General features: G+C 53.9%; 32 protein-coding genes. 26 read left to right on the forward strand and 6 right to left on the reverse strand.

What is annotated here, in order from left to right:
- The first annotated feature begins 188 nt into the window (after positions 1–188).
- Entirely contained in the window at positions 189–593 is a 405-nt protein-coding gene (locus K5Y32_RS23580; RefSeq protein ID WP_008101814.1) for an OsmC family protein, read from the forward strand.
- 51 nt (positions 594–644) lie between these two features.
- Here K5Y32_RS23580 and K5Y32_RS23585 read toward each other — a convergent pair whose 3' ends face one another.
- From K5Y32_RS23585 to K5Y32_RS23595, 3 genes are all read right to left on the reverse strand, one after another.
- Positions 645–1,514, reverse strand: a complete 870-nt coding sequence (locus tag K5Y32_RS23585; RefSeq protein ID WP_101762648.1) for a phosphoribulokinase — start codon at positions 1,512–1,514, stop codon at positions 645–647.
- Positions 1,515–1,575: 61 nt separating this feature from the next.
- Positions 1,576–1,794 carry a YheU family protein gene (locus K5Y32_RS23590; protein ID WP_007892223.1) on the reverse strand — a complete coding sequence of 73 codons (219 nt, stop codon included), beginning with the start codon at positions 1,792–1,794 and terminating at the stop codon, positions 1,576–1,578.
- A 2-nt stretch (positions 1,795–1,796) separates the two neighbouring features.
- Positions 1,797–2,813, reverse strand: coding sequence for a hydrolase (locus K5Y32_RS23595; RefSeq protein ID WP_110867605.1), 1,017 nt, complete (start codon positions 2,811–2,813; stop codon positions 1,797–1,799).
- A gap of 60 nt (positions 2,814–2,873) precedes the next feature.
- Here K5Y32_RS23595 and K5Y32_RS23600 point away from each other — a divergent pair, with 60 nt between their 5' ends.
- Positions 2,874–3,476 (forward strand): LysE family translocator, encoded by a 603-nt coding sequence (locus K5Y32_RS23600; RefSeq protein WP_110867604.1) that lies wholly within the window; start codon positions 2,874–2,876, stop codon positions 3,474–3,476.
- A 1-nt stretch (position 3,477) separates the two neighbouring features.
- Here the strand turns inward: K5Y32_RS23600 and K5Y32_RS23605 are convergent, their stop codons facing one another.
- Positions 3,478–4,458: a LacI family DNA-binding transcriptional regulator gene (locus K5Y32_RS23605; protein ID WP_222186045.1), complete on the reverse strand. Its 981-nt coding sequence runs from the start codon at positions 4,456–4,458 to the stop codon at positions 3,478–3,480.
- A 232-nt stretch (positions 4,459–4,690) separates the two neighbouring features.
- Here K5Y32_RS23605 and tauA point away from each other — a divergent pair, with 232 nt between their 5' ends.
- The 4 genes from tauA to tauD are packed head-to-tail and all read left to right on the forward strand — an operon-like array spanning position 4,691 to position 8,110.
- Positions 4,691–5,671: a taurine ABC transporter substrate-binding protein gene (gene tauA / locus K5Y32_RS23610; RefSeq protein WP_370635137.1), complete on the forward strand. Its 981-nt coding sequence runs from the start codon at positions 4,691–4,693 to the stop codon at positions 5,669–5,671.
- An 11-nt stretch (positions 5,672–5,682) separates the two neighbouring features.
- Complete coding sequence (tauB, locus tag K5Y32_RS23615; protein WP_222186047.1) at positions 5,683–6,450, forward strand: taurine ABC transporter ATP-binding subunit; 768 nt, start codon at positions 5,683–5,685, stop codon at positions 6,448–6,450.
- Complete coding sequence (gene tauC, locus K5Y32_RS23620; protein WP_222186048.1) at positions 6,447–7,274, forward strand: taurine ABC transporter permease TauC; 828 nt, start codon at positions 6,447–6,449, stop codon at positions 7,272–7,274. Before tauB ends, tauC begins: the two co-directional genes overlap by 4 nt.
- Positions 7,271–8,110 carry a taurine dioxygenase gene (gene tauD / locus K5Y32_RS23625; RefSeq protein WP_154157202.1) on the forward strand — a complete coding sequence of 280 codons (840 nt, stop codon included), beginning with the start codon at positions 7,271–7,273 and terminating at the stop codon, positions 8,108–8,110. Before tauC ends, tauD begins: the two co-directional genes overlap by 4 nt.
- Before the next feature lie 149 nt (positions 8,111–8,259).
- Here the strand turns inward: tauD and K5Y32_RS23630 are convergent, their stop codons facing one another.
- The gene (locus K5Y32_RS23630; protein WP_222186049.1) at positions 8,260–10,164 is read right to left on the reverse strand and encodes an ABC transporter ATP-binding protein; all 1,905 of its coding nucleotides are present in this window, start codon (positions 10,162–10,164) and stop codon (positions 8,260–8,262) included.
- A gap of 114 nt (positions 10,165–10,278) precedes the next feature.
- Here K5Y32_RS23630 and kefG point away from each other — a divergent pair, with 114 nt between their 5' ends.
- The 4 genes from kefG to slyD all read left to right on the forward strand — a co-directional run bounded on the left by kefG (position 10,279) and on the right by slyD (position 13,626).
- Complete coding sequence (gene kefG, locus K5Y32_RS23635) at positions 10,279–10,830, forward strand: glutathione-regulated potassium-efflux system ancillary protein KefG (protein ID WP_137386639.1); 552 nt, start codon at positions 10,279–10,281, stop codon at positions 10,828–10,830.
- Entirely contained in the window at positions 10,830–12,632 is a 1,803-nt protein-coding gene (gene kefB / locus K5Y32_RS23640) for a glutathione-regulated potassium-efflux system protein KefB (protein ID WP_008101837.1), read from the forward strand. The genes kefG and kefB overlap by 1 nt, the downstream gene beginning before the upstream one ends.
- 45 nt (positions 12,633–12,677) lie before the next feature.
- Entirely contained in the window at positions 12,678–12,872 is a 195-nt protein-coding gene (locus K5Y32_RS23645) for a YheV family putative zinc ribbon protein (RefSeq protein WP_007892203.1), read from the forward strand.
- A gap of 193 nt (positions 12,873–13,065) precedes the next feature.
- Positions 13,066–13,626 (forward strand): peptidylprolyl isomerase, encoded by a 561-nt coding sequence (gene slyD / locus K5Y32_RS23650; RefSeq protein WP_222186050.1) that lies wholly within the window; start codon positions 13,066–13,068, stop codon positions 13,624–13,626.
- 44 nt (positions 13,627–13,670) lie between these two features.
- Here the strand turns inward: slyD and K5Y32_RS23655 are convergent, their stop codons facing one another.
- Entirely contained in the window at positions 13,671–13,889 is a 219-nt protein-coding gene (locus tag K5Y32_RS23655) for a protein SlyX (protein ID WP_101762638.1), read from the reverse strand.
- Between the two features lie 280 nt (positions 13,890–14,169).
- Between K5Y32_RS23655 and fkpA the strand changes: the two genes are divergently transcribed.
- From fkpA to rplB, 16 genes are all read left to right on the forward strand, one after another.
- A complete protein-coding gene (gene fkpA / locus K5Y32_RS23660; RefSeq protein WP_101762637.1) occupies positions 14,170–15,000 on the forward strand; it encodes an FKBP-type peptidyl-prolyl cis-trans isomerase in 831 nt (276 codons plus the stop codon).
- Positions 15,001–15,174: 174 nt separating this feature from the next.
- Complete coding sequence (locus K5Y32_RS23665) at positions 15,175–15,897, forward strand: transcriptional regulator (protein WP_222186051.1); 723 nt, start codon at positions 15,175–15,177, stop codon at positions 15,895–15,897.
- A complete protein-coding gene (gene tusD / locus K5Y32_RS23670) occupies positions 15,897–16,283 on the forward strand; it encodes a sulfurtransferase complex subunit TusD (RefSeq protein WP_110867598.1) in 387 nt (128 codons plus the stop codon). Before K5Y32_RS23665 ends, tusD begins: the two co-directional genes overlap by 1 nt.
- Positions 16,283–16,642, forward strand: coding sequence for a sulfurtransferase complex subunit TusC (tusC, locus tag K5Y32_RS23675; protein WP_222186052.1), 360 nt, complete (start codon positions 16,283–16,285; stop codon positions 16,640–16,642). Before tusD ends, tusC begins: the two co-directional genes overlap by 1 nt.
- A 9-nt stretch (positions 16,643–16,651) precedes the next feature.
- Positions 16,652–16,939: a sulfurtransferase complex subunit TusB gene (gene tusB / locus K5Y32_RS23680; protein ID WP_137386634.1), complete on the forward strand. Its 288-nt coding sequence runs from the start codon at positions 16,652–16,654 to the stop codon at positions 16,937–16,939.
- A gap of 126 nt (positions 16,940–17,065) precedes the next feature.
- The gene (gene rpsL, locus K5Y32_RS23685) at positions 17,066–17,440 is read left to right on the forward strand and encodes a 30S ribosomal protein S12 (RefSeq protein ID WP_006120575.1); all 375 of its coding nucleotides are present in this window, start codon (positions 17,066–17,068) and stop codon (positions 17,438–17,440) included.
- A 96-nt stretch (positions 17,441–17,536) separates the two neighbouring features.
- Positions 17,537–18,007 carry a 30S ribosomal protein S7 gene (rpsG, locus tag K5Y32_RS23690; protein WP_007886246.1) on the forward strand — a complete coding sequence of 157 codons (471 nt, stop codon included), beginning with the start codon at positions 17,537–17,539 and terminating at the stop codon, positions 18,005–18,007.
- A 93-nt stretch (positions 18,008–18,100) separates the two neighbouring features.
- Positions 18,101–20,215, forward strand: a complete 2,115-nt coding sequence (fusA, locus tag K5Y32_RS23695) for an elongation factor G (RefSeq protein ID WP_101762633.1) — start codon at positions 18,101–18,103, stop codon at positions 20,213–20,215.
- 69 nt (positions 20,216–20,284) lie between these two features.
- Positions 20,285–21,469, forward strand: coding sequence for an elongation factor Tu (gene tuf / locus K5Y32_RS23700; protein WP_110867595.1), 1,185 nt, complete (start codon positions 20,285–20,287; stop codon positions 21,467–21,469).
- A gap of 178 nt (positions 21,470–21,647) precedes the next feature.
- Positions 21,648–21,842 (forward strand): bacterioferritin-associated ferredoxin, encoded by a 195-nt coding sequence (bfd, locus tag K5Y32_RS23705; RefSeq protein WP_008104746.1) that lies wholly within the window; start codon positions 21,648–21,650, stop codon positions 21,840–21,842.
- A 105-nt stretch (positions 21,843–21,947) separates the two neighbouring features.
- On the forward strand, positions 21,948–22,430 hold the full coding sequence (bfr, locus tag K5Y32_RS23710; protein WP_101762566.1) for a bacterioferritin: 483 nt from the start codon (positions 21,948–21,950) through the stop codon (positions 22,428–22,430).
- Positions 22,431–22,743: 313 nt separating this feature from the next.
- Positions 22,744–23,055: a 30S ribosomal protein S10 gene (gene rpsJ, locus K5Y32_RS23715; RefSeq protein ID WP_006120582.1), complete on the forward strand. Its 312-nt coding sequence runs from the start codon at positions 22,744–22,746 to the stop codon at positions 23,053–23,055.
- Positions 23,056–23,087: 32 nt separating this feature from the next.
- Positions 23,088–23,714, forward strand: a complete 627-nt coding sequence (gene rplC, locus K5Y32_RS23720; protein ID WP_008104741.1) for a 50S ribosomal protein L3 — start codon at positions 23,088–23,090, stop codon at positions 23,712–23,714.
- A gap of 10 nt (positions 23,715–23,724) precedes the next feature.
- Positions 23,725–24,330 carry a 50S ribosomal protein L4 gene (gene rplD, locus K5Y32_RS23725; protein ID WP_007891650.1) on the forward strand — a complete coding sequence of 202 codons (606 nt, stop codon included), beginning with the start codon at positions 23,725–23,727 and terminating at the stop codon, positions 24,328–24,330.
- Positions 24,327–24,629 (forward strand): 50S ribosomal protein L23, encoded by a 303-nt coding sequence (gene rplW, locus K5Y32_RS23730; protein ID WP_007891652.1) that lies wholly within the window; start codon positions 24,327–24,329, stop codon positions 24,627–24,629. Before rplD ends, rplW begins: the two co-directional genes overlap by 4 nt.
- 17 nt (positions 24,630–24,646) lie before the next feature.
- Positions 24,647–25,468, forward strand: coding sequence for a 50S ribosomal protein L2 (gene rplB, locus K5Y32_RS23735; protein WP_007891654.1), 822 nt, complete (start codon positions 24,647–24,649; stop codon positions 25,466–25,468).
- The last annotated feature ends 10 nt before the right edge of the window (positions 25,469–25,478 follow it).

Raw genomic sequence — 25,478 nt, forward strand, 5'->3', positions numbered from 1 at the left:
AGCTACGCTTTTGATTCTTCCGGCCTTCGTCTGTGATGACGAAAATATTTTCAGCACTGTTTGTAGCACAGCTTTTGCGAGCTGTCTTGTGTTGTCTCGCTTCAGCAGAAGGGGGATTACTCTGGATTGCTGTTTGTCAGGTGAAAGCGTACTCTGGCGGCAAAACCGCCGCTTCAGGAGAAAGAATCATGCAGGCACGAGTGAAATGGGTGGAAGGTCTTACCTTTCTCGGAGAATCCTCATCCGGCCATCAGGTATTGATGGATGGTAATTCCGGTGATAAAGCGCCAAGTCCCATGGAGATGGTGCTGATGGCCGCGGGCGGCTGTAGTGCTATTGATGTGGTGTCGATCCTGCAAAAAGGGCGCAGCGATGTGGCCGATTGCGAAGTGAAACTCACTTCAGAACGCCGTGAAGAAGCGCCACGCATTTTTACCACCATCAACCTGCATTTTATCGTTAGCGGTAAAGCATTGAGCGATAAGGCAGTTGCGCGCGCGGTTGATCTGTCAGCGGAAAAATATTGCTCGGTGGCGATCATGCTGGGTAAAGGCGTGGAAATTACCCACAGCTATGAGGTTGTCGAGTTGTAATCGGTCGTAGGGGAGGCATTCATGCCTCCCTTTTCACAGCCCGCACCAAACCTATTCAATCCGCTTCCCTTCAATCAGTCGCTGTACCAGCGGCAGCATAATCAGCTCCATCGCCAATCCCATTTTGCCACCCGGCACCACCAGCGTATTGATGTGGGAAATAAACGATCCCTGAATCATCGCCAGCAGATAGGGGAACGCGATGCCTTCCAGACCACGGAAATGAATCACCACAAAGCTTTCGTCGAGCGACGGAATTTCGCGTGCGGCAAACGGGTTTGAGGTATCAACGGTCGGCACGCGCTGGAAGTTAATGTGGGTGCGCGAGAACTGTGGCGTGATGAAGTTAATGTAATCCTCCATTGACCGTACCACCGAATCCATCACCGCTTCGCGTGAATGGCCGCGCTCGCTCGTGTCACGCACCAGCTTCTGAATCCACTCAAGATTAACAATCGGCACCACGCCAACCAGCAGATCGACATGCTCCGCCACATTTTGCTGCTGCGTGACCACACCGCCGTGTAAGCCTTCATAGAACAGCACATCGGTGTTTTCCGGCAGCGGCTGCCACGGCGTAAAAGTGCCCGGCACCTGATTCCACGGCACGGCTTCATCGTAGGTATGCAGATATTTGCGCGATTCGCCAAGGCCGGTTTGGCCGTAATGTTTAAACGTCTGCTCCAGCAGGCCGAAGTCGTTGGCTTCCGGGCCGAAGTAGCTGATGTGACGCCCGAGATCGCGCGCCTTGCGGATCGCCATGTCCATTTCCGGACGTGTGTAGCGATGGAAACTGTCGCCTTCAAGTTCCGCCGCATGCAGATTCAGCTGCTGGAAAATCTTACGGAAGGCGAGGCTGGTGGTGGTGGTTCCGGCGCCGCTGGAACCGGTGACGGCAATAATTGGATGCCTGGCTGACATAACAGAGCTCCCTGTGAAGTCCGGCGATGAGCATTGTTACCACGAATTGCCGCGGGGTGCATCAGCCGCGGAATTCACCCTTCGGCATAATATTGATCGATTCATGCAGTTCCGACCACACCAGCACCACGTCGCCGCGCTCCAGTTGGCGGCGTACGTCGGCGACTTTTTGCAGCAAACTGCGTTCCTGCTCGCCGTAATCAGTGCCTTCGCGTAACACGAAGGTTTCAATCAGGTTTTCCAGCGTGTCCGCTTCGAGTTCTTGCCAGGGAATAATCACAATTACACATCCAGATAGGTTGAGAGCCAGTCAGGCACGCGCTGTTCCAGCCACATTTTCGGTTTAAGAACGGTGCCGCCGACGAAACCGACGTGGCCGCCTTGCTGCGTCAGCTGATACTGAATGGAGGCTGACAGCTGGTCAGGTTGCGGAATAACGGCATCGGTCATAAAGGGATCGTCTTGCGCGTGAATGATCAACAGCGGTTTACGCACGCCGGTCAGCAACGGCATCGCGCTGGCTCGTTGATAATAGTCGTTGGCGTCAATAAAACCGTGCGCACGTGCGGTTATCGCATCATCGAACTCGCGTAAGCGGCGGAAAGCACGTAACTGGCTGAGATCGACCGGCAGCGTGCCAGGCCAGGCGCGCAGTTTGCGCGTGGCGTTCTTTTTCAGCTGCGTCAGTAAATAGTGCTGATAAAAGCGTGAAAAACCCACATCCAGCTTGCCGCTGCACGGCTCGAGCGCCAGCGGCGCTGAGATGGCGATGCCAGCATCAATCGGTGCATCGTGACCTTGCTGACCCAGCAGGCAAGCGAGCATGTTGCCGCCCAGCGAAACGCCGACGGCGGCGGTGGGTACGCTGCCCCATTCGCGCTGCAGCCAGTGAAGGAAGTAGGTGGCGTCTTCGGTTTCACCGGAGTGATAGATGCGCTTTAAGCGATTAGGCTCGCCGCTGCAGCCGCGAAAGTGCATTACCACCGCCAGCCAGCCGCGTGCCTGACACGCCTGCATCAGGCCGTGCGCATACGGGCTGCGAAAGCTGCCTTCCAGTCCGTGAAACATCACCATGCGCGGTTTATGACGCGCCTGCGCCGGATCTTCACTCCACGCTAAATCGACAAAATCGCCGTCCGGCAGGTCAAGACGCTGCCAGTGCGGACGTAACGTAACGCGGCGCCGCAGAATACGCGGCAGCAGCGTTTGCAGATGCGCGTTACTGAATCCGCGCAGGGGTTTAAAACGCTCGCCGCTGGGGCGATCAAAATAGCTTGGGTAAAGGCTTGTCTGATGCATAAGTCGCTGATAGCTTCGATGGGTTGTTCGCTTTACTGGGTGAGGAGCACCCGAATATACATGGAACTGAGTCTTTTTTTATCAATGTTAGGTTTTCTCTGGGTCGCGGCCATCACGCCCGGGCCCAATAATATGTTACTTACCGCCTCGGGTGCTAATTTTGGCTTCCTGCGCACCATTCCGCTGCTGATTGGTATCATGATTGGTATGCAAGTCATGTTGCTAATGGTGGCATTTGGCATCGGCGGCCTCATCCTGCTTTATCCCTCGCTGCATCTCATCCTGAAGATTGCCGGTAGCCTTTATCTGCTGTGGCTGGCATGGAAAATCGCTAGCGCCGAGTATGAAAAACTGGAAACCGACGATGTCACGGTGAAGCAGATGCCTTTCTGGCAAGGCGGCTTGCTGCAGTTGATCAACCCGAAAGCCTGGCTGATGGCGCTCGGCGCGGTGGCCAGCTTCAGCCTGGCGGGCAGCGAATATCTGCATTCGGTGGTGGCGATCAGCATCGGCATGTTCATGGTGAACGTGGTTTCCGGGGTGATCTGGATGGGCTTTGGCTCGCTGATTGGACGTCTGCTGCGCAGCCCACGCGCGTGGAAAATCTTCAATCTGGCGATGGGCTTGCTCACCGCTGCCTGCGTATTGCTGATTTGGCGCTAAGTTAGCTGGAAGCGCGTTCAACGCGCTTCCACGGCAACACTTCATTGACCACCGACGCGTTAGGCTGGCGGATGCGTTGCAGCAACAGCTGTACGCTGCGCACACCCATACGATTCATCGGCTGCTCAATCGTGGTCAGCGGTGGATTCAGGCTGCTGGTAAAGTTGATGCCATCAAATCCAACCACCGCTAAATCTTCCGGCACGCGTAAACCTGCTTCCAACGCCGCGTGGATGACGCCGACCGCCAACACATCTGATACCGCAAACACCGCATCCGGCGGTTCCGGCTGCGTGAGCAGTTCGCGCAAAGCCGCACTGCCCGCTTCGCAGGTGATATTCTCGGCATAAGCCACACCGCACCAGCTGAGATCCAGCTGCTCCAGCGCCGCGCGATATCCCTCTTCACGCTTATGTGAATAGAGGTAGCGCATATCACAGTTCACCAGCGCAATACGACGTCGGCCTTTGCTCGCCAGATAACGCACGGTTTCGAAAGCCGCTTCTTTATTATCAATCGCCACGCTTGAGGCGGCGATCGACGGATCGTATTCCGCGCACTGCACCCAAGGCTGATCGCCAATCAATTCTTTCAGCTCATGCAGGCTGCTGGCGGCATCCATGGTGATCACGCCGTCGACCACTTTGCCGGTGAGCAGCGCAATGTAGGCCGCTTCGCGCCGCAACTGCGATCCCGAGTTACACAGCAGAATGTGGTAACCCTGCGCTTCAGCTTCGGCTTCAATGCCCTGAACCACGCGTGAGCAGAACGGATTGGTAATGTCGGGAATCAGCACTAACAACATATGGCTTTGCGAAGTGCGCAGCTGGCGCGCCAGCAGGTTGGGCTGATAGTCGCAGATGTCGATGGCCGCCAGCACTTTGGCACGCGTATCCGGGCGCACGCCGGGATTCTGGTTCAAAACCCGTGAAACGGTGGCTTTTGACACGCCAGCCAGGTGTGCGACTTTTTCTATCGACATGGATTCAGGACCGTTAGTAAAGAGTTAAAAAATGAGATCTCTATCAATATCACAGCTGCCATGTGAGCGTGTGACATATTTACCGCTTTCCTTTTCTTTCCATTTGCACTTTTTGCATAGCCTTGCCCGATGTTGATCTAAGAACGGATCGTCATTAGGGATAATTTTTAATTCCTTTATGAAATTACTGTTGCTGGAGAAACTGCCCAGACAAAACACATTGGGGTGAATGATGATGGCAATGAAAAAAACAATAACGGCGGTCACAGCGGCTCTGGCCCTGATGGCGTTCCAGGCGCAAGCGGTCACCGTTACCGTGGCGTATCAGACCTCGGCTGAACCAGCCAAAGTGGCGCAGGCGGATAACACCTTCGCCAAAGAGAGCGGTGCTACCGTCGACTGGCGCAAATTTGATAGCGGGGCCAGCGTGTTACGTGCACTGGCGTCGGGCGACGTGCAGATTGGTAATATCGGTTCCAGCCCGCTGGCGGTCGCCGCCACGCAAAAGCTGCCGATTGAAGCTTTCCTGCTGGCCTCTCAGCTCGGTAACTCCGAAGCGCTGGTGGTGAAGAAAACCATCAAAGATCCTAAAGACCTGATTGGCAAGCGCATCGCCGTGCCGTTCATCTCGACTACGCACTACAGCTTCCTCGCCGCGCTCAAGCATTGGGGCATCAAGCCTTCGCAAGTGACCTTAGTCAACCTGCAGCCGCCGGCGATTATTGCTGCCTGGAAACGCGGTGACATTGACGGCGCTTACGTCTGGTCTCCGGCGGTCAACGAGCTGGAGAAAGATGGCAAGGTGCTGACGGACTCTTCGCAGGTCGGCAAGTGGGGCGCGCCAACGCTCGATGTGTGGGTGGTGCGTAAAGACTTTGCGCAGCAGCATCCAGAAATCGTCACCGCCTTTGCCCGCAGCGCCGTTGAAGCGCAGCAAGCTTACATCGCCAATCCGGATCAATGGCTGAAGCAGTCAGACAACCTGAGCAAGCTGGCGCGCCTGAGCGGTGTACCCGAAGCGGATGTGCCGGTGCTGGTGAAAGGCAACACGTACCTCACCGCGCAGCAGCAGGTGGAGCAGCTCGGCAAGCCGGTGAACAAGGCGATTGTCGATACTGCCGGCTTCCTGAAAGAGCAGGGCAAAGTGCCAGAAGCGGATAGCGATTACAGCAGCTTCGTCACCACGCGCTTCGTTGCACCCTTAGTGAAATAACCGGAGGCCGTATGCTTAACATCATCCATCTCAATGCGCGTTACGCCGGACAACCCGCGCTGCAGGACATCAACCTGCAGCTGGGCAGCCGAGACCTGCTGGTGGTGTTAGGTCCTTCCGGCTGTGGCAAAACCACGCTGCTGAACCTCATCGCCGGCTTTCTGCCGCTGGAATCTGGCAGCATTACGCTGGATGGCAAAGCGGTAAAAGGGCCGGGCGCTGAGCGCGGCGTAGTGTTTCAAAATGAAGGATTACTGCCGTGGCGTAACGTGATCGATAACGTTTCGTTCGGTTTGCAACTGGCGGGTATGGCGAAGGCGGAGCGCCATACCATTGCACGCCGTTTGATCCGCAAAGTAGGACTGGAAGGTGCAGAGCAGCGTTATATCTGGCAGCTCTCTGGGGGTCAACGTCAGCGCGTGGGCATTGCGCGTGCGCTGGCGGCTGATCCTCAGTTGCTGCTGTTAGATGAGCCGTTTGGCGCGCTGGACGCCTTTACCCGTGAACAGATGCAAACCTTGCTGCTAACGCTGTGGCGTGATACCGGCAAGCAGATTCTGCTGATCACCCACGACATCGAAGAGGCGGTGTTCCTCGCCAGCGAATTAGTGCTGCTGTCGCCGGGACCGGGCCGCGTAATGGAGCGTTTGAAACTCGACTTCGGCCAACGCTTCGCCGCCGGGGAACCGTGCCGCAGCATCAAATCCGATCCGGCGTTTATCGAACGTCGTGAATATGTACTGAATCAGGTGTTTTCCCAGCGTGAGGCGTTTATATGAGTGCGGTGATTGATGGGAAGACCCAAATGCGTCGTCGTGGACTGCGCTGGCCGTTGTCGCGCCAGTTCTCACTCAGCCTGCTCAGCGTGGGCTTGTTGCTGCTGTTGTGGTGGGCTATCACCTCGCTCGGCTTAGTGGCGCCGCTGTTTTTACCGCCGCCGCAAGTGGTGCTGCAGAAATTAATATTGATTGCCAGCCCGCAAGGCTTTATGGACGCCACGTTATGGCAGCATCTGGGCGCCAGCCTGGCGCGTATGCTGGTGGCGCTGTTCTTCGCCGCGCTGATTGGGATTCCGGTCGGCATCGCCATGGGCCTGAGCCCGGCGATTCGCGGCCTGCTTGATCCGCTGATCGAACTCTATCGCCCGGTGCCGCCGCTGGCCTATTTGCCGCTAATGGTGATCTGGTTTGGCATCGGCGAAACCTCGAAGATTTTACTGATTTATCTGGCGATTTTCGCGCCGGTGACCTTGTCGACGCTGGCGGGTGTGAAGAATGCCCAGCAGGTACGGATTCGCGCGGCGCAGGCGCTTGGCGCATCGCGCTGGCAACTGCTGCGCTACGTGATTCTGCCTGGCGCGCTGCCGGAAATCCTCACCGGTTTGCGCATTGGTCTCGGCGTAGGTTGGTCAACGCTGGTGGCGGCGGAACTGATTGCCGCTACGCGTGGACTCGGCTTTATGGTGCAGTCGGCCGGTGAGTTCCTCGCCACCGACGTGGTGCTGGCCGGAATCGCCGTGATTGCCCTGATTGCCTTTGGCTTAGAACTGGGTCTGCGCGCCTTGCAGCGCCGACTAACGCCCTGGAATGGAGAACAGCAATGAACGAACGACTTTCTTTTACCGCTCTGGGCCCGAATATCGGGGCGCAGGTTAGCGATGTTGATCTCAGCCGTCCGCTGAGCGATGCCCAGTTTGAACAGCTCTATCATGGCTTGCTGCGCCATCAGGTGCTGTTCCTGCGCAATCAAGTGATTACCCCGGAACAGCAGCGCGCGCTGGCGATTCGCTTTGGCGATCTGCATATCCATCCGGTCTATCCGCATGCGGAAGGCGTGGAAGAGATCATCGTGCTGGATACGCATCAGGATAATCCGCCGGATAACGACAACTGGCACACCGATGTCACCTTTATTCAAACCCCGCCGGCAATTGCAATCCTGGCTTCGAAGCTGCTGCCGGAAAGCGGCGGCGATACCTTGTGGTCAACCGGGATTGCGGCCTATGAAGCGCTCTCTGAACCGTTTAAGACGCTGTTGAATGGGCTACAGGCGGAGCACGACTTTAAGAAGTCGTTTCAGGAGTACAAATACCGCAAAACTGAGGAAGAGCATCAGCGCTGGCAGCAAGCGGTGGCAAAGAACCCGCCGGTGCAGCATCCGGTGATTCGTACCCACCCGGTGAGCGGACGCAAGGCGCTGTTTGTCAACGAAGGTTTTACCACGCGTTTGCTGGGCTTGAGCGAAAAAGAGAGCGATGCGCTGCTTAACTTCCTGTTTTGGCATAGCGCCAAACCGGAATTCCAGGTGCGCTGGCGCTGGCAGGAGAATGATGTGGCGATTTGGGATAACCGAGTGACCCAACACTATGCTAATGCGGATTATTATCCGGCGCGGCGGGTGATGCATCGCGCGACGGTGTTAGGGGATAAGCCGTTTTAAATGGAATAGTGCTCGCATTCCCCCATCCCGGCCTTCCCCCGCTTGCGGGGGAAGGAGATGCTGCCACATGCAGCTTCATCACCAACATGTGGCAGCATCTTCCTCCCCCATTTATGGGGGAGGACCGAGGAGGGGGACAGCGTGCACACTCACCCCGCCAGCATCTGCTCCAGCTGTTCCTGCGCATCCAGCCACGCCATTTCGACCTCTTCCAGCGCCGCCTTACTCTCGGCCTGACGTAGCAGCGCCACATTCAAATCGGCTTTGCGGCTCTGATCGTAAATCCCGCTGTCGGCTAACTGGGCTTCCGCGTCGCTGAGCTGGCTCTGCCACTTCACCATCTGCTTCTCAAGCTTCTCGATCTCTTTACGCAGCGGCTGCGTTTGTGCGCGCAGTTCGGCGTCGCGGCGTTTCTGGTCTTTGCGCGATTGCGCGCTGTTGCCGTTGTCCTGCTTCGGTGCGGCATCCTGTTGCGCTTGCTGCTTCTGCAAATCGCTCAGCCACTGCTGATAATCTTCCAGATCGCCCTCAAACACGTCGACCTTGCCGTCGTGCACCAGATAGAGATCGTCGGTGGTGGCGCGCAGCAGATGACGATCGTGCGAGACCACCACCAGCGCGCCTTCGAAATCAATCAGCGCTTCGGTCAGCGCCTGACGCATATCGAGATCGAGGTGGTTAGTTGGTTCATCAAGCAGCAGCAGGTTCGGGCGCTGCCAGACAATTAATGCCAGCACCAGACGCGCTTTTTCGCCGCCGGAGAAACGCTCGGTGATTTCGCTGACTTTATCGCCCTGGAAGCCGAAGCCGCCAAGGTAGTCGCGCAGCTGCTGCTCCAGCACTTTCGGCGCGATGCGTGATAAATGTTGCAACGGCGATTCATCGGCGCGCAGGTATTCCAGCTGATGCTGGGCGAAGTAACCGAGCTTAATGCCTTTCGCCAGGCCAACTTTGCCATCCAGCGCCTCGAGCTCTCCGGCTAGCAGCTTAATCAGCGTCGATTTACCCGCGCCGTTACGGCCCAGCAGGCCAATACGCGAACCCGGCACAAGGTTGAGTTTGATGGCGTCGAGAATGATGCGCTCGCCATAACCGGCGGTGACGCGCTCCATCTTCAGCAACGGATTCGGCAAGCTTTCTGGCGCGCGGAAACTGAAGCTGAACGGGTTATCGACGTGCGCCGGCGCAATCAGCTCCATGCGCTCCAGCATTTTGATGCGGCTCTGCGCCTGCTTGGCTTTGGTGGCCTGCGCGCGGAAGCGATCGATATACTTCTGCAGATGCGCCACTTTTTCCTGCTGGCTCTGGAACAACGCTTGCTGCTGCGCCAGCTTGGCGCCGCGCTGACGTTCGAACGAGCTGTAGTTGCCGGTGTATTCAAACATCGTCTGCTGTTCAATGTGGATGATCTTATCGACCACCGGATCGAGGAAGTCGCGGTCGTGCGAAATCAGCACCAGCGTGCCTTCGTAGCTTTTCAGCCAGCGTTCAAGCCAGATCACCGCATCCAGATCGAGGTGGTTAGTCGGTTCATCGAGCAGAAGCAGATCGGAACGGCACACTAGCGCCTGTGCGAGGTTAAGGCGCATGCGCCAGCCACCGGAGAAATCGCTCACCGGCCGCATTAATTGTTCCTGGCTAAAGCCCAAACCGTGCAACAAACTTGAGGCGCGAGCAGGTATGCTCCACGCCTGAATCGCATCCAGCTTGCCGTGCAGCAGGGCGATGGCGTTGCCATCGTTGCGCGCATTGGCGTCGGCCAATTCGGATTCAAGCTGACGATATTCACGGTCGCCGTCGATAACATACTCCAGCGCGGGTTTGCTCAGCGCTGGGGTTTCCTGATTGACCCACGCCAGCGCCCAGTTGCTCGGGAACGTAGCGTTACCTGCATCGCTGCTGATTTCGCCCTTCAGCAATGACAGCAGCGTCGATTTGCCGCAGCCATTTTTGCCCACTAAGCCAACTTTCTGGCCTGGGTTAATGGTGGCTGTTGCGTTATCCAGCAGCACATTGGTGCCGCGGCGAATTTGTAGTGCTGAAAAGACAATCATAAGCGCCGTATCGTCAGAATATGTTAATTTACCGGCAACATAATTCGAGAAAATTTGTTGCGTCGAGCATGGTAGCGGAATTCCTGTGCCGTGACGACGCTTTGGAGGGGAACGATGTCGCAGCCACCCAAAATATTGCTGCTTTACGCCCATCCGGAATCACAGGATTCGATTGCTAATCGGGTTTTGCTGCAGTCGGCTATGGAACTGGACCACGTCACGGTGCACGATTTATACGCCCACTATCCGGATTTTTTTATTGATATTCACTATGAGCAGCAGCTGCTGCGCGACCATCAAATCGTTGTATTCCAACATCCACTTTATACCTACAGCTGCCCGGCGCTCCTGAAGGAATGGCTGGATCGTGTGCTGTCGCGCGGCTTTGCCAGCGGACCGGATGGTAATGCGCTGGAAGGCAAATACTGGCGCAGCGTGGTCACCACCGGCGAACCGGAAGCGGCGTATCACCCCAGCGGCCTGAATCGCTATCCGATGAGTGACATCATGCGTCCGTTTGAGCTGACGGCGCAGATGTGCCGCATGCACTGGATGACGCCGATGGTGATTTACTGGGCGCGTCGACAAACGCCGGAAGTGATGCGTAATTTTGCGCGCGCATACGGCGACTGGCTGGCTTCACCGCTGCCGCAGGGAGGAGTGTGATGGAAGGCGAAACGTTACTGACGGCGGGCGTGATTTATCTGGTCGCGGCGGTGCTGATTGTGCCGATTGCGGCGCGTCTCGGCATTGGCGCGGTGCTGGGCTATCTGCTGGCCGGTATCGCGATTGGTCCGTGGGGTTTGGGGTTCATCAGCGACGTCGAGGAGATTTTGCACTTCTCGGAACTCGGCGTGGTGTTCCTGATGTTCATCATCGGGCTTGAACTGAACCCCTCGAAACTGTGGGCGCTGCGCCGTTCGATATTTGGCGTTGGTGCGGCTCAGGTGCTGATTTCCGCCGCCATTCTCGGCGGATTGCTGTGGCTGACCGACTTTAGCTGGCAGGCGGCGGTGATTGGCGGCATTGGTCTGGCAATGTCATCCACGGCGATGGCGCTGCAGCTGATGCGCGATAAAGGCATGAACCGCAGTGAATCGGGACAGCTCGGTTTCTCAGTGTTGCTGTTCCAGGATCTAGCGGTGATTCCCGCGTTGGCGCTGGTGCCGCTGCTGGCGGGCGGCGACAGCGGTCATGTTGACTGGTTGAAAGTTGGGATGAAAGTGCTGGCGTTCGGCGGGATGCTGATTGGTGGTCGTTATCTGCTGCGCCCGATTCTGCGCTTCATTGCCGCATCCGGCGTGCGCGAAGTGTTTACTGCCGCCTCGCTGCTGCTGGTGCTGGGTTCGGCACTGTTTATGGATGCGCTCGGTCTGTCGATGGCGCTCGGTACTTTCATCGCGGGTATTCTGTTGGCGGAAAGCGAGTATCGCCACGAGCTGGAAGTGGCCATCGAACCGTTCAAAGGTTTGTTGCTGGGCTTGTTCTTTATTTCGGTTGGCATGGCGCTGAATCTCGGCGTGCTTTATACCCACATCACTGAAATTTTGTTGGGCGTGCTGATTCTGGTGACGGTGAAAACGCTGGTGCTGTATGTGCTGGGGCGCATTTATGGCCTGCGCAGTTCGGAGCGCCAGCAGTTTGCCGGTGTATTAAGCCAGGGCGGCGAGTTCGCCTTTGTGCTGTTCTCGGCGGCGTCGTCGGCCAAAATGTTCAGCGGCGACCAAATGCCGCTGCTGCTGGTGACGGTGACGTTATCCATGATGACCACGCCGCTGCTGATGAACGGCATCGATCGTTTACTGGCGCACCGCTTTAATGAGCCCGATGAAAATGCCGAGAAGCACTTTGTTGAGGACGATCAGCCGCAGGTCATTGTGGTGGGCTTTGGTCGTTTTGGTCAGGTTGTTGGCCGTTTGCTGATGGCGAACAACAAGCGCATTACCGTGCTGGAGCGTGATATCTCCGCGGTGAGCCTGATGCGTAAATATGGCTATAAGGTTTACTATGGCGACGCCACCGAGCTGGAGCTGCTGCGTGCGGCGGGCGCGGAGAATGCGCAATCCATCGTCATTACCTGTAACGATCCGGAAGATTCGATGACCATCGTGCAACTGTGTCAGCAGCATTTCCCGCAGCTGGAAATCCTGGCGCGTGCGCGTGGACGTGTTGAGGCGCACGAACTGTTGCAGGCGGGTGTTACGCTGTTCTCGCGTGAGACGTTCTCCAGTGCGCTGGAGCTGGGTCGTAAAACGCTGATCTCGCTGGGCATGCATCCGCATCAGGCGCAGCGCGCGCAGCAACATTTCCGTCGTCTGGATATGCGTATGCTGCGTGAGCTGGTGCCCAGCCACGATGACAGCGCGCAAGTTTCGCGTGTGCGCGAGGCGCGGCGCGAGCTGGAGGATATCTTCCAGCGCGAAATGCAGCACGAGAAACGTCAGTTTGACGGCTGGGATGACGAGTAGAACTATACTTACTTAATCCGTTCACTAACGACGGCAGGAAACAGTATGCGTAAACAATTTATTGCCGGTGCGGTTTGCCCGCACTGCCAGGAAAAAGACACGTTGGCATTGTGGCGTGAGAACAATGTTGATGTGGTGGAATGCGTCGAGTGTGGTCATCAAATGCGGGAAGCGGATAAGCAGGTGCGCGATCAGGTTCGCAGCAATGAGCAAGTGATCGGCATTTTTCATCCTGAGTAGCGCAATGGCTCAGCTTTTTTTAAGCTTGAACTTACAGCGGGATTGAATTCCGCTACAATCGGCGCCATTAACGCTGAGCAGTATGCAACAACACATTTGTTGGCATCCTCAGTCTTGAACCTTTCTGGTTGGTTATTGCACGCAAAATTGACCAATGGGACGGGATCTTAGTTCTCAACGGTTAGGAGATATCATGAAAGTAGCAAAAGACCTGGTGGTGAGCCTGGCGTATCAGGTTCGTACCGAAGACGGTGTGTTGGTTGACGAGTCACCGGTGAGTGCACCGTTGGACTATCTGCACGGTCATGGTTCCCTGATTTCTGGTCTGGAAAAAGCGCTGGAAAATCATGATGTAGGCGATAAGTTTGACGTGCATATCCCGGCGAATGACGCTTACGGTCAATACGATGACAACCTCGTACAGCGCGTACCAAAAGACGTGTTTATGGGCGTTGACGAACTGCAGGTTGGCATGCGCTTCCTGGCAGAAACCGATCAGGGTCCAGTACCGGTTGAAATCACCGAAGTTGAAGATGAGCACGTAGTGGTTGATGGTAACCACATGCTGGCGGGTCAGAACCTGAACTTCAACGTGGAAGTTGTGGCGATTCGCGCAGCGACCGAAGAAGAGCTGGCGCACGGCCACGTGCATGGCGCTGATGGTCATCATCACGACCACGACCACGACCACGACCATGGTCACGATCACGGCCAGGGCGGTTGTGGCACTGGCGGTTGCGGTTGCAGCCACTAATCAGTGTTACGCTGGCGAGGCCACCTTCGGGTGGCCTTTTCTTTTTAGTAATGCGGTGGCGGGGTTTCTTCTGCCTGTGAGGCGATCATCGACGGCGCGCTATCTTTCACTTTATCGATTAACAGACGGACCTGCTCACGCAGTCTGATCATCTCCAGCTCATGCTGAACCACCGTTTGATTGAGCTGATCGATGGTGTATTCCTGAAAAGCCAGCTTGCTCTCCAGCGCCTCAAGGCGTTGTTCCCATTCTGTTGGTTGCATGATCTTTCCTCATCTTGCGGTGCTGCACGTTAGTCTGTTTCGGGCCTGATTCTACGGCCTTTCGCTTCAGAATCACCTGATATTTTACCTTTCCGCGCCATGCTGCATTGAAACGCCGCATAACGCCTATATCTCTGATGAAACTTCCTGAAGCAAAAAAGGTCGGAGGTTGGACGGGTAATTACATTGTGGGAGTGTTCGCCGCTGCCACGTAAAGTTATAGTGTGGGCCTCAGTCCGCAATGATTCCCGAGGTTAGAGGCTTCGGTTTTGGAGAAAGGATGAATTCACTGTTTAAAGTCACATTGTTAGCTACCACCATGGCCTTCGCGCTGAATGCACCGCTGGCAATGGCAGCAGAAACCGCCGCTGCTCCAGCTGACGCCGCTCAGGCTGCGCCGCAAGCACCGAAAAATGCTGCCTTCAAAAACGAAGACCAGCAATCAGCTTATGCACTTGGCGCGTCCCTGGGTCGCTACATGGACAACTCTCTGAAGGAACAAGAGAAGCTGGGCATCAAACTGGATAAAGATCAGTTGATCGCGGGTGTTCAGGACGCCTTTGGCGGCAAGAGCAAACTCTCTGATCAAGAGATCGAGCAAACCCTGCAGGCCTTTGAAGGCCGCGTAAAAGGTGCTGCTCAGGCGAAGATGGAAAAAGACGCGAAAGAGAACTCTGATAAGGGTTCCGCTTACGCTGACAAATTCGCTAAAGAAAAAGGCGTGAAGAAAACCGAATCTGGCCTGCTGTATCAGGTAGAGAAAGAGGGTACCGGTAGCGCGCCGAAAGACAGCGACACTGTGGTTGTGAACTACAAAGGGACGCTGATCGACGGTACTGAGTTCGATAACTCTTATACCCGCGGTGAGCCGCTGTCGTTCCGTCTGGACGGTGTGATTCCGGGCTGGACCGAAGGTCTGAAGCACGTGAAGAAAGGCGGTAAAATCAAGCTGGTGATCCCACCGAACCTGGCTTACGGTAAAAATGGCGTTCCGGGTATTCCGGCCAACTCTACGCTGGTGTTCGATGTTGAACTGCTCGACATCAAACCCGCGCCGAAAGCGGACGAAAAAGCGCAGGCTCCAGTCGCTGCCGATCAGAAAGCCCAGTAATCTTAACTTTCTGCATCACGCCGCCCTCGGGCGGCGTTTTTATTGCGGAGAAGAGAGTAAAGGTCTGGCTAAAGACCAGCACATTTGCCAGACTAGCGCCTGCACAATTATCACAATATGAGTCTGCCCCAATGCTGTCGAGACAGGCTCCAGCCATTTAGGGTAATGTCTTCGATGTCTAATCCATTCAATCCCGGTGAACTGACTGACTTCGATTTACTGGAGCAACGTCCGTTCGAGCAAGCAGATTACGATATCCTCAAATCCTACGAAGCCGTTGTCGATGGCCTGGCGATGCTGATTGGCTCGCACTGCGAAATCGTGCTGCACTCGCTGGAAGATTTGAAGTGTTCTGCGGTGCGTATCGCCAACGGTGAACATACCGGGCGTAAAGTGGGTTCGCCGATTACCGATTTGGCGCTGCGTATGCTGCACGATATGCATGGCGCCGACAGCAATGTCTCCAGAGCCTACTTCACGCGCGCGAAAAGCGGTGTGCTGATGAAATCGGTCACGATCGCGATTCGCAATCGCCAGCAGCGCGTTATTGGCTTGCTGTGCATCAACATGAACCTCGACGTTCCGTTCTCACAGATTATGTCGACCTTTATGCCGCCGGAAATGCAGCAGGTGGATTCCAACGTCAACTTTGCCAGCTCGGTGGAAGATCTGGTGATGCAGACGCTTGAGTTCGCGATTGAAGAAGTGACCGCTGACCGTAACGTCTCCAATAATGCTAAGAATCGCCAGATCGTGCTCAATATGTATGAGAAGGGTATCTTCGACATTAAAGATGCGATTAACCAGGTGGCCGATCGCCTCAATATCTCCAAGCACACGGTTTACCTCTACATTCGCCAGTTTAAAAGCGGTGATTTTCAGGGGCAGGATCGCTAATGCGCTACACCTTGCTGGTCACCGGACCGGCATACGGCACGCAACACGCCAGCAGCGCGCTGCTGTTTGCGCGCGCACTTATTAAGGCCGGGCACCAGCTGGAGAGCGTGTTCTTCTATCGTGAAGGCGTATTGAACGCCAACCAACTGAGCGCGCCGGCTAGCGATGAGGTGGATATGGTGCGTGAATGGCAGCAGTTGCGCGCTGAAAGTGGCGCCGCGCTGAATATCTGCGTGGCCGCAGCATTACGTCGTGGCGTAACCGACGCGCAGGAAGCCGCGCGCTTGCAACTGGCGGGCAGTAACTTGCAGCCGGGTTTTGAACTCAGCGGTTTGGGCGCATTGGCAGAAGCCGCGCTCAGCTGCGATCGTCTGGTGCAATTCTGATGAACCGCGTGGCTTTTCTATTTACTCAGGCACCGCATGGCAGCAGCGCGGGCAGGGAAGGGCTGGACGCTGTGCTGGCGACGGGCGCGCTAAGCGAAGATATCGGTCTGTTCTTTATTGGGGATGGCGTGCTGCAGCTCAATCGCGACCAGCAACCTGAGCAAATTCTGGCGCGTAACTACATCGCGACCTTTGGCGTGCTGGAGTTATACGATATTGACCAGTGTTTTGTCTGCGCCGAATCCTTGCTGGCGCGCGGGCAGAGTTTGACGGCTGAACGTGTGTTGGCTGCTGAGGTGCTGGAGGCCGCATCGCTACGCGAGAAGCTGGCTTCCTATCATCGTGTTATTCGATTCTGAGAACTGCTCATGCTCTACACGCTGCTGCAATCTCCCTGGCAATGCGACCTCGATAGCCTGCTGCTTTTATTGCAGGAAGGCGACGATCTACTTTTATTGCAGGATGGCGTCAGCGCCGCTTTGGCTGGCAGCCAAATGTTAATCAAGCTCAGCGCATCGCCGGCTACGCTGTGGGTATTAGAAGAAGATGTGGGCGCGCGCGGCCTGGATGAGCAAATTTCGACCAATGTAGCACGTTTGGACTATACTGGTTTCGTTGCGATGACAGCGAAGCATCCACAACAAGTGGCCTGGTAAGAGCGAAAACCTGGTTATTTCTTGACACCCTTTTGACACAGCCCTAAAATTCTGCCTCCTCGTAGTAATACGAGGCGATTTATTACGTGTTTACGAAGCAAAAAGCTAAATCCCAGGAGCTATTTAATGGCAACAGTTAACCAGCTGGTTCGCAAACCACGCGTACGCAAAGTTGCAAAGAGCAACGTGCCTGCGCTGGAAGCTTGCCCGCAGAAACGTGGTGTATGTACTCGTGTGTACACCACTACCCCTAAAAAACCAAACTCAGCACTGCGTAAAGTTTGCCGTGTGCGTTTGACCAACGGTTTTGAAGTTACCTCCTACATCGGTGGTGAAGGTCATAACCTGCAGGAACACTCAGTGATCCTGATCCGTGGCGGTCGTGTTAAAGACTTGCCAGGTGTGCGTTACCACACCGTTCGTGGCGCGCTGGACTGCTCAGGTGTTAAAGACCGTAAGCAGTCACGCTCCAAGTACGGCGTGAAGAAGCCAAAGGCTTAATGGTTCTCCGTTAAGTAAGGCCAAACGTTTTAACTTAAATGTCAAACTAAACTCGTAGAGTTTTGGACAATCCTGAATTAACAACGGAGTATTTCCATGCCACGTCGTCGCGTCATTGGTCAGCGTAAAATTCTGCCGGATCCTAAGTTCGGATCAGAGCTGCTGGCTAAATTTGTAAATATCCTGATGGTAGATGGTAAAAAATCTACTGCTGAATCTATCGTCTATACCGCGCTTGATACCCTGGCTCAACGCGCTGGTAAAGATGGCCTGGAAGCGTTCGAGGTTGCTCTCGAAAACGTACGTCCGACTGTCGAAGTTAAGTCACGTCGCGTTGGTGGTTCTACCTACCAGGTTCCAGTTGAAGTCCGTCCGGTTCGTCGTAATGCCCTGGCAATGCGTTGGATCGTAGAAGCTGCTCGTAAACGCGGTGATAAATCTATGGCTCTCCGCCTGGCGAACGAACTTTCTGATGCTGCAGAGAACAAAGGTACTGCAGTTAAGAAACGTGAAGACGTTCACCGCATGGCTGAAGCCAACAAGGCGTTCGCACACTACCGCTGGTAACAGCAACGTAGTTGTTATAAACCCAGCGGGCGTCCCAGTGACTCACCTGCTGGGCTTTTTTAACTTAGAACGTCTAAGAATCAGAGGAATCAAATGGCTCGTAAAACACCCATTGAGCGCTACCGTAACATTGGTATCAGTGCGCACATCGACGCCGGTAAGACTACAACTACCGAACGTGTTCTGTTCTACACCGGTGTAAACCACAAAATCGGTGAAGTTCATGACGGCGCAGCAACCATGGACTGGATGGAGCAGGAGCAGGAACGTGGTATTACCATCACGTCTGCTGCGACTACCTGTTTCTGGTCTGGTATGGCTAAGCAGTTTGAACCACACCATGTAAACATCATCGACACCCCGGGACACGTTGACTTCACCATCGAAGTTGAGCGTTCTATGCGTGTGCTTGATGGCGCAGTAATGGTTTACTGTGCAGTTGGTGGTGTTCAGCCACAGTCTGAAACCGTATGGCGCCAGGCTAACAAATATAAAGTTCCACGCATCGCGTTCGTTAACAAAATGGACCGCATGGGTGCTAACTTCCTGAAAGTTGTTGACCAGATGAAAGTGCGTTTGGGTGCAAACCCAGTTCCACTTCAGCTGGCTATCGGCGCAGAAGAAGGTTTCACCGGTGTTGTTGACCTGGTGAAAATGAAAGCGATCAACTGGAACGATGCCGATCAGGGCGTTACCTTCGTTTACGAAGATATTCCAGCTGATATGCAGGAACTGGCTGAAGAGTGGCGTGCGAAGCTGGTTGAAGCCGCTGCTGAAGGTTCTGATGAGCTGATGGAGAAATTCTTCGGCGGTGAAGAACTGACCGAAGAAGAGATTAAAACTTCTCTGCGCAAGCGCGTTCTGAAAAACGAAATCATCCTGGTTACCTGTGGTTCTGCATTTAAGAACAAAGGTGTTCAGGCGATGCTGGATGCGGTAGTTGAATACCTGCCAGCACCGACTGACGTTACCGCGATTAACGGTATGCTGGACGACGGTAAAGACACGCCGGCTGAGCGTCATTCCGATGACAAAGAGCCGTTTGCTGCACTGGCGTTCAAAATCGCTACCGACCCGTTTGTTGGTAACCTGACCTTCTTCCGCGTTTACTCTGGTGTTGTTAACACCGGTGACACCGTGTTCAACCCGGTTAAGTCAAACCGTGAGCGTCTGGGCCGTATTGTTCAGATGCACGCGAACAAACGTGAAGAGATCAAGGAAGTTCGTGCGGGCGATATCGCCGCTGCGATCGGTCTGAAAGACGTAACCACTGGTGACACCCTGTGTGACCCAGACAACGTCATCATTCTTGAGCGTATGGAATTCCCTGAGCCGGTAATCTCTATCGCCGTTGAGCCGAAAACCAAAGCTGACCAGGAAAAAATGGGTCTGGCTCTGGGTCGTCTGGCGAAAGAAGATCCATCATTCCGCGTATGGACTGATGAAGAAACCAACCAGACCATCATCGCGGGTATGGGTGAGCTGCACCTCGACATCATCGTTGACCGCATGAAGCGTGAATTCAACGTTGAAGCGAACGTCGGTAAACCTCAGGTTGCTTACCGTGAAGCGATTCGCGCGAAAGTTACCGATATCGAAGGTAAACACGCCAAGCAGTCTGGTGGTCGTGGTCAGTATGGTCATGTTGTTATCGACATGTACCCACTGGAGCCTGGCGTTAATCCGAAAGGTTACGAATTTGTCAACGATATCAAGGGCGGTGTGATTCCAACTGAATACATCCCTGCGGTTGATAAAGGTCTCCAGGAGCAGCTGAAATCAGGTCCACTGGCTGGTTATCCGGTAGTTGATCTGGGTGTTCGTCTGCACTTCGGTTCATACCATGATGTCGACTCCTCTGAGCTGGCGTTTAAACTGGCTGCTTCTTTAGCCTTTAAAGATGGCTTTAAGAAAGCACAACCTGTTCTGCTTGAGCCAATCATGAAGGTTGAAGTAGAGACTCCGGAAGAGAACACCGGTGACGTTATCGGTGACCTTAGCCGTCGTCGTGGTATGCTCAAAGGACAGGAATCTAACGCTACTGGCGTTCAGATCCATGCTGAAGTTCCGCTGTCTGAAATGTTCGGATATGCAACCCAGCTGCGTTCTCTGACCAAAGGCCGTGCTTCTTACTCCATGGAGTTCCTGAAGTACGATGATGCGCCGAACAACGTCGCTCAGGCCGTTATTGAAGCTCGTAGCAAATAAGCTACGGTTTAAAAATTGTGAACTGATGCCTTCATGACTCATGAAGGCACAACGTAAGGAATTATCGCCATGGCGAAAGAGCAATTTCAGCGTAACAAACTGCACGTAAACGTGGGCACCATCGGTCACGTCGACCACGGTAAAACCACCCTGACTGCAGCAATTACTACCGTACTGGCTAAAACCTACGGCGGTAAGGCAAGCAAATTCGATGAGATCGATAAAGCGCCAGAAGAGAAAGCACGTGGTATCACCATCAACACTTCTCACGTTGAATATGAAACCCCGTCTCGCCACTATGCGCACGTTGACTGCCCAGGCCACGCCGACTATGTGAAAAACATGATCACCGGTGCTGCGCAGATGGACGGCGCGATCCTGGTTGTTGCTGCGACTGATGGCCCAATGCCACAGACCCGTGAGCACATCCTGCTGGGTCGTCAGGTTGGCGTTCCTTACATCATCGTGTTCCTGAACAAGTGCGACATGGTTGATGATGAAGAGCTGCTGGAACTGGTAGAGATGGAAGTACGTGACCTGCTGTCAGCTTATGACTTCCCAGGCGACGACACTCCAATCGTACGTGGTTCTGCTCTGAAAGCGCTGGAAGGCGACGCTGAGTGGGAAGCTAAGATCATTGAGCTGGCTGAGCACCTGGATACTTACATCCCAGAGCCAGTTCGTGCAATCGACAAGCCGTTCCTGCTGCCAATCGAAGACGTATTCTCAATCTCTGGCCGTGGTACCGTTGTTACCGGTCGTGTTGAGCGCGGTATCGTTAAAGTGGGCGACGAAGTTGAAGTTGTTGGCCTTAAAGACACTGTGAAATCAACCTGTACTGGCGTTGAAATGTTCCGCAAACTGCTGGACCAGGGTCAGGCAGGCGAGAACTGTGGTGTTCTGCTGCGTGGTATCAAGCGTGAAGACATCGAGCGTGGCCAGGTTCTGGCTAAGCCGGGTTCAATCAAGCCACATACCCAGTTCACTTCAGAAGTTTACGTTCTGTCTAAAGATGAAGGCGGCCGTCATACTCCGTTCTTCAAAGGCTACCGTCCTCAGTTCTACTTCCGTACTACTGACGTGACCGGTGACGTTCAACTGCCAGAAGGCGTTGAGATGGTAATGCCAGGCGACAACGTAAAAATGACCGTTACTTTGATCAAGCCAATCGCTATGGATCAGGGTCTGCGTTTTGCAATCCGTGAAGGCGGCCGTACTGTTGGTGCGGGTGTTGTTGCTGAAATTATCGCTTAATTGCGTTAATGTCGATGGCTGTTTCGGCAGTCATCGCAGCATGAAAAAGAGCACTTCGGTGCTCTTTTTTTATGTCTGAATTTTGCCGTTTCGATTAATCCCACATAAAAGCTGCGTTTGAAATAAAAACCATTCTCATTTACAATTTGATCATAAATTGTACGGGAGTCCGCAGTAAATGTACGTCTGCTTGTGTAATGCCGTGAGTGATAAAACTCTGCGCGAAGTGGTTCGCCGCTATCAACCCAAATCGATTCAACAATTGCGCCAGTTGGTTCCCATTGGAAAGCAATGTGGCAAGTGCGTGCGGTTTGCGCGTGAAATTATGGAAGATGAACTGCAAAACGTGCCGCTCTACAAAGAGATAGCTTAATAAAGTAATTCTGCACTTCCTAATACCCACAATAACTGTCGCGTTTTTTTGACTTCCTTTCATCCGCATCTACGCTCTATTTAGTTGGAAGCGGAGGAAACAAAAATGAAGGGCGACAGTAAAATCATATTTCATCTCAACAAATTGCTGGGGAATGAACTGGTTGCGATTAATCAGTACTTCCTTCATGCGCGTATGTTCAAAAATTGGGGTCTGACCCGGCTCAATGACGTTGAGTATCATGAGTCAATCGATGAAATGAAACATGCGGACAAATATATCGAACGCATTCTTTTTCTTGAAGGAATTCCTAACCTGCAAGATCTAGGTCGATTACGCATCGGTGAAGACGTGCCGGAAATGCTGCAATCTGACCTGGCATTAGAACTGGAAGGCGCAAAGGATTTGCGTGAGGCGATAGCCTATGCCGACAAGGTTCATGACTACGTCAGCAGAGACATGATGATTGAGATTCTTACGGAAGAGGAAGGGCACATAGACTGGCTGGAAACGGAACTCGATCTGGTGAACAAACTCGGCCTGCAAAATTATCTTCAGTCTCAATTAAAAGATCAGAACGAACATTAGCCATATGCCCATCGTCACGCAAGCCCGCTCAGTCTAAACGATTGCTGCGGGTTTTTTTCGGTCTGTAACCAGATTGATGTGGTTAAAAACACAACACGGGTTGCTTCCTGAACTGATTTACGTATAATGCGCGGGCCTGCCGATATTGGTGTGGCGCGATTCGAGCAGAATCGCAGGGGATAGCTGTTTATGTATCGCCTAACAATACTCCCAATTGGGGAGTTATATGCTGAACGATTACACTCCTCCATCAATCGTAATGGATGCGGGTAGTAATTCTTTTCGTTTATAAAATGTTTGGAGCCTTGGTCTCATGTCGAACCAAAGAATCCGTATCCGTCTTAAAGCGTTTGATCATCGCCTGATCGATCAATCAACCGCGGAAATCGTTGAGACTGCCAAGCGCACTGGTGCGCAGGTACGTGGTCCGATCCCGCTGCCAACCCGCAAAGAGCGTTTTACCGTTCTGATCTCTCCGCACGTTAACAAAGACGCGCGTGATCAGTACGAAATCCGCACTCACAAGCGTCTGGTAGACATCGTTGAGCCAACTGAAAAAACCGTTGATGCTCTGATGCGTCTGGACCTGGCTGCCGGTGTTGACGTGCAGATCAGCCTGGGTTAATCAGGTCATCGAGCGATTGAGAGGTTGATACAATGATTGGTTTAGTCGGTAAAAAAGTGGGTATGACCCGCATCTTCACTGAAGATGGCGTTTCAATCCCAGTAACCGTTATCGAAGTTGAAGCAAACCGCGTTACTCAGGTCAAAGGCCTGGACAACGATGGTTACCAAGCTATTCAGGTTACCACCGGTGCTAAAAAAGCAAGCCGTGTGAGCAAGCCTGAAGCAGGTCATTTTGCTAAAGCTGGCGTTGACGCTGGCCGTGGTCTGTGGGAATTCCGCACCGAAGGTGAAGATTTCTCTGTTGGCCAGAGCATCAGTGTTGAAATTTTCGCTGACGTTAAAAAAGTAGACGTTACCGGTACCTCTAAAGGTAAAGGTTTCGCAGGTACCGTTAAGCGCTGGAACTTCCGTACCCAGGATGCTACACACGGTAACTCCTTGTCACACCGCGTTCCGGGTTCTATCGGTCAGAACCAGACTCCGGGCAAAGTGTTCAAAGGCAAGAAAATGGCTGGTCAGCTGGGTAATGAGCGCGTAACCGTTCAGAGCCTGGAAGTAGTACGTGTTGACGCTGAGCGCAACCTGCTGCTGGTCAAAGGTGGCGTCCCGGGTGCAACTGGGTGCGATCTGATTGTTAAACCAGCTGTGAAGGCGTAAGGGGATAGCAATGGAATTAGTACTGAAAGACGCGCAGAGCGCGCTGACTGTTTCCGAAACTACCTTCGGTCGTGATTTCAACGAAGCGCTGGTTCACCAGGTTGTTGTTGCTTATGCTGCTGGTGCTCGTCAGGGTACTCGTGCGCAGAAGACTCGTGCTGAAGTTACTGGTTCAGGCAAAAAGCCTTGGCGCCAGAAAGGTACCGGCCGTGCGCGTTCAGGTTCTGTAAAGAGCCCGATCTGGCGTTCAGGTGGCGTAACCTTCGCTGCACGTCCACAGGACCACAGTCAAAAAGTTAACAAAAAGATGTACCGCGGCGCGCTGAAAAGCATTCTGTCCGAGCTGGTACGTCAGGACCGTCTGATCGTTGTCGAGACGTTCTCTGTAGAAGCGCCTAAAACTAAGCTGCTGGTACAGAAACTGAAAGACATGGCGCTGCAAGATGTGCTGATCATCACCGGTGAACTGGATGAGAATCTGTTCCTGGCTGCGCGTAACCTGTACAAGGTTGACGTGCGTGATGCAGCGGGCATCGACCCAGTTAGCCTGATCGCCTTCGACAAAGTCGTTATGACTGCGGAAGCAGTTAAGCAAGTTGAGGAGATGCTGGCATGATCCGTGAAGAACGTCTGCTGAAAGTAGTGCGTGCACCGCACGTATCAGAAAAAGCATCTACTGCGATGGAAAAAACCAATACCATCGTTCTCAAAGTTGCTAAAGACGCGACCAAAGCAGAGATCGTTGCTGCTGTTGAGAAGCTGTTCGAAGTGGAAGTTAAAGACGTAAACACCCTGGTAGTTAAAGGGAAAGTTAAGCGTCACGGACAGCGTATCGGTCGTCGTAGCGACTGGAAAAAAGCTTACGTCACCCTGAAGGAAGGCCAGAATCTGGACTTCGTCGGCGGCGCTGAGTAAGTCGGAGGAGAAAGACAATGGCAGTTGTTAAATGTAAACCGACATCTCCGGGTCGTCGCCACGTAGTTAAAGTGGTGAACCCAGAGCTGCACAAGGGCAAACCATTTGCTCCGCTGGTAGAAAAAAACAGCAAATCCGGTGGTCGTAACAACAATGGTCGTATCACTACCCGTCATATCGGTGGTGGTCACAAGCAGGCTTACCGTATTGTTGACTTCAAACGCAACAAAGATGGTATCCCAGCAGTTGTTGAGCGTCTTGAGTACGATCCGAACCGTTCTGCGAACATCGCACTGGTTCTGTACAAAGATGGCGAGCGCCGTTACATCCTGGCCCCTAAAGGCCTGAAAGCCGGCGATCAGATTCAATCTGGCGTTGATGCTGCGATTAAAGCAGGTAACACCCTGCCGATGCGTAACATCCCGGTGGGTTCTACCGTTCATAACGTAGAAATGAAACCAGGCAAAGGCGGTCAGATTGCTCGCTCAGCTGGTACTTACGTGCAGATCGTTGCGCGTGAAGGTTCCTACGTTACCCTGCGTCTGCGTTCAGGCGAAATGCGCAAAGTTGAATCCGAATGTCGTGCAACTCTTGGCGAAGTCGGCAACTCTGAGCACATGCTGCGCGTACTGGGTAAAGCTGGTGCAACCCGTTGGCGTGGTGTTCGTCCTACCGTTCGCGGTACTGCGATGAACCCAGTCGATCACCCGCACGGTGGTGGTGAAGGTCGTAACTTTGGTAAGCACCCGGTAACTCCGTGGGGCGTTCAGACCAAAGGTAAGAAGACCCGTAGCAACAAGCGTACTGATAAATTTATCGTACGTCGCCGTAGCAAATAATTTTAGAGGA

The sequence above is a fragment of the Pantoea sp. DY-15 genome, assembly GCF_019795935.1.
Taxonomy (GTDB): Bacteria; Pseudomonadota; Gammaproteobacteria; order Enterobacterales; family Enterobacteriaceae; genus Pantoea; species Pantoea leporis.

Bases quoted from the DNA above. Each gene is read 5' to 3' on its own strand.
- K5Y32_RS23580 (WP_008101814.1), top strand. From the start codon at position 189: ATGCAGGCACGAGTGAAATGGGTGGAAGGTCTTACCTTTCTCGGAGAA.
- K5Y32_RS23585 (WP_101762648.1), bottom strand. From the start codon at position 1,514: ATGTCAGCCAGGCATCCAATTATTGCCGTCACCGGTTCCAGCGGCGCC.
- K5Y32_RS23595 (WP_110867605.1), bottom strand. From the start codon at position 2,813: ATGCATCAGACAAGCCTTTACCCAAGCTATTTTGATCGCCCCAGCGGC.
- K5Y32_RS23600 (WP_110867604.1), top strand. From the start codon at position 2,874: ATGGAACTGAGTCTTTTTTTATCAATGTTAGGTTTTCTCTGGGTCGCG.
- K5Y32_RS23605 (WP_222186045.1), bottom strand. From the start codon at position 4,458: ATGTCGATAGAAAAAGTCGCACACCTGGCTGGCGTGTCAAAAGCCACC.
- tauA (WP_370635137.1), top strand. From the start codon at position 4,691: ATGATGGCAATGAAAAAAACAATAACGGCGGTCACAGCGGCTCTGGCC.
- tauB (WP_222186047.1), top strand. From the start codon at position 5,683: ATGCTTAACATCATCCATCTCAATGCGCGTTACGCCGGACAACCCGCG.
- tauC (WP_222186048.1), top strand. From the start codon at position 6,447: ATGAGTGCGGTGATTGATGGGAAGACCCAAATGCGTCGTCGTGGACTG.
- tauD (WP_154157202.1), top strand. From the start codon at position 7,271: ATGAACGAACGACTTTCTTTTACCGCTCTGGGCCCGAATATCGGGGCG.
- K5Y32_RS23630 (WP_222186049.1), bottom strand. From the start codon at position 10,164: ATGATTGTCTTTTCAGCACTACAAATTCGCCGCGGCACCAATGTGCTG.
- kefG (WP_137386639.1), top strand. From the start codon at position 10,279: ATGTCGCAGCCACCCAAAATATTGCTGCTTTACGCCCATCCGGAATCA.
- kefB (WP_008101837.1), top strand. From the start codon at position 10,830: ATGGAAGGCGAAACGTTACTGACGGCGGGCGTGATTTATCTGGTCGCG.
- K5Y32_RS23645 (WP_007892203.1), top strand. From the start codon at position 12,678: ATGCGTAAACAATTTATTGCCGGTGCGGTTTGCCCGCACTGCCAGGAA.
- slyD (WP_222186050.1), top strand. From the start codon at position 13,066: ATGAAAGTAGCAAAAGACCTGGTGGTGAGCCTGGCGTATCAGGTTCGT.
- K5Y32_RS23655 (WP_101762638.1), bottom strand. From the start codon at position 13,889: ATGCAACCAACAGAATGGGAACAACGCCTTGAGGCGCTGGAGAGCAAG.
- fkpA (WP_101762637.1), top strand. From the start codon at position 14,170: ATGAATTCACTGTTTAAAGTCACATTGTTAGCTACCACCATGGCCTTC.
- K5Y32_RS23665 (WP_222186051.1), top strand. From the start codon at position 15,175: ATGTCTAATCCATTCAATCCCGGTGAACTGACTGACTTCGATTTACTG.
- tusD (WP_110867598.1), top strand. From the start codon at position 15,897: ATGCGCTACACCTTGCTGGTCACCGGACCGGCATACGGCACGCAACAC.
- tusC (WP_222186052.1), top strand. From the start codon at position 16,283: ATGAACCGCGTGGCTTTTCTATTTACTCAGGCACCGCATGGCAGCAGC.
- tusB (WP_137386634.1), top strand. From the start codon at position 16,652: ATGCTCTACACGCTGCTGCAATCTCCCTGGCAATGCGACCTCGATAGC.
- rpsL (WP_006120575.1), top strand. From the start codon at position 17,066: ATGGCAACAGTTAACCAGCTGGTTCGCAAACCACGCGTACGCAAAGTT.
- rpsG (WP_007886246.1), top strand. From the start codon at position 17,537: ATGCCACGTCGTCGCGTCATTGGTCAGCGTAAAATTCTGCCGGATCCT.
- fusA (WP_101762633.1), top strand. From the start codon at position 18,101: ATGGCTCGTAAAACACCCATTGAGCGCTACCGTAACATTGGTATCAGT.
- tuf (WP_110867595.1), top strand. From the start codon at position 20,285: ATGGCGAAAGAGCAATTTCAGCGTAACAAACTGCACGTAAACGTGGGC.
- bfd (WP_008104746.1), top strand. From the start codon at position 21,648: ATGTACGTCTGCTTGTGTAATGCCGTGAGTGATAAAACTCTGCGCGAA.
- bfr (WP_101762566.1), top strand. From the start codon at position 21,948: ATGAAGGGCGACAGTAAAATCATATTTCATCTCAACAAATTGCTGGGG.
- rpsJ (WP_006120582.1), top strand. From the start codon at position 22,744: ATGTCGAACCAAAGAATCCGTATCCGTCTTAAAGCGTTTGATCATCGC.
- rplC (WP_008104741.1), top strand. From the start codon at position 23,088: ATGATTGGTTTAGTCGGTAAAAAAGTGGGTATGACCCGCATCTTCACT.
- rplD (WP_007891650.1), top strand. From the start codon at position 23,725: ATGGAATTAGTACTGAAAGACGCGCAGAGCGCGCTGACTGTTTCCGAA.
- rplW (WP_007891652.1), top strand. From the start codon at position 24,327: ATGATCCGTGAAGAACGTCTGCTGAAAGTAGTGCGTGCACCGCACGTA.
- rplB (WP_007891654.1), top strand. From the start codon at position 24,647: ATGGCAGTTGTTAAATGTAAACCGACATCTCCGGGTCGTCGCCACGTA.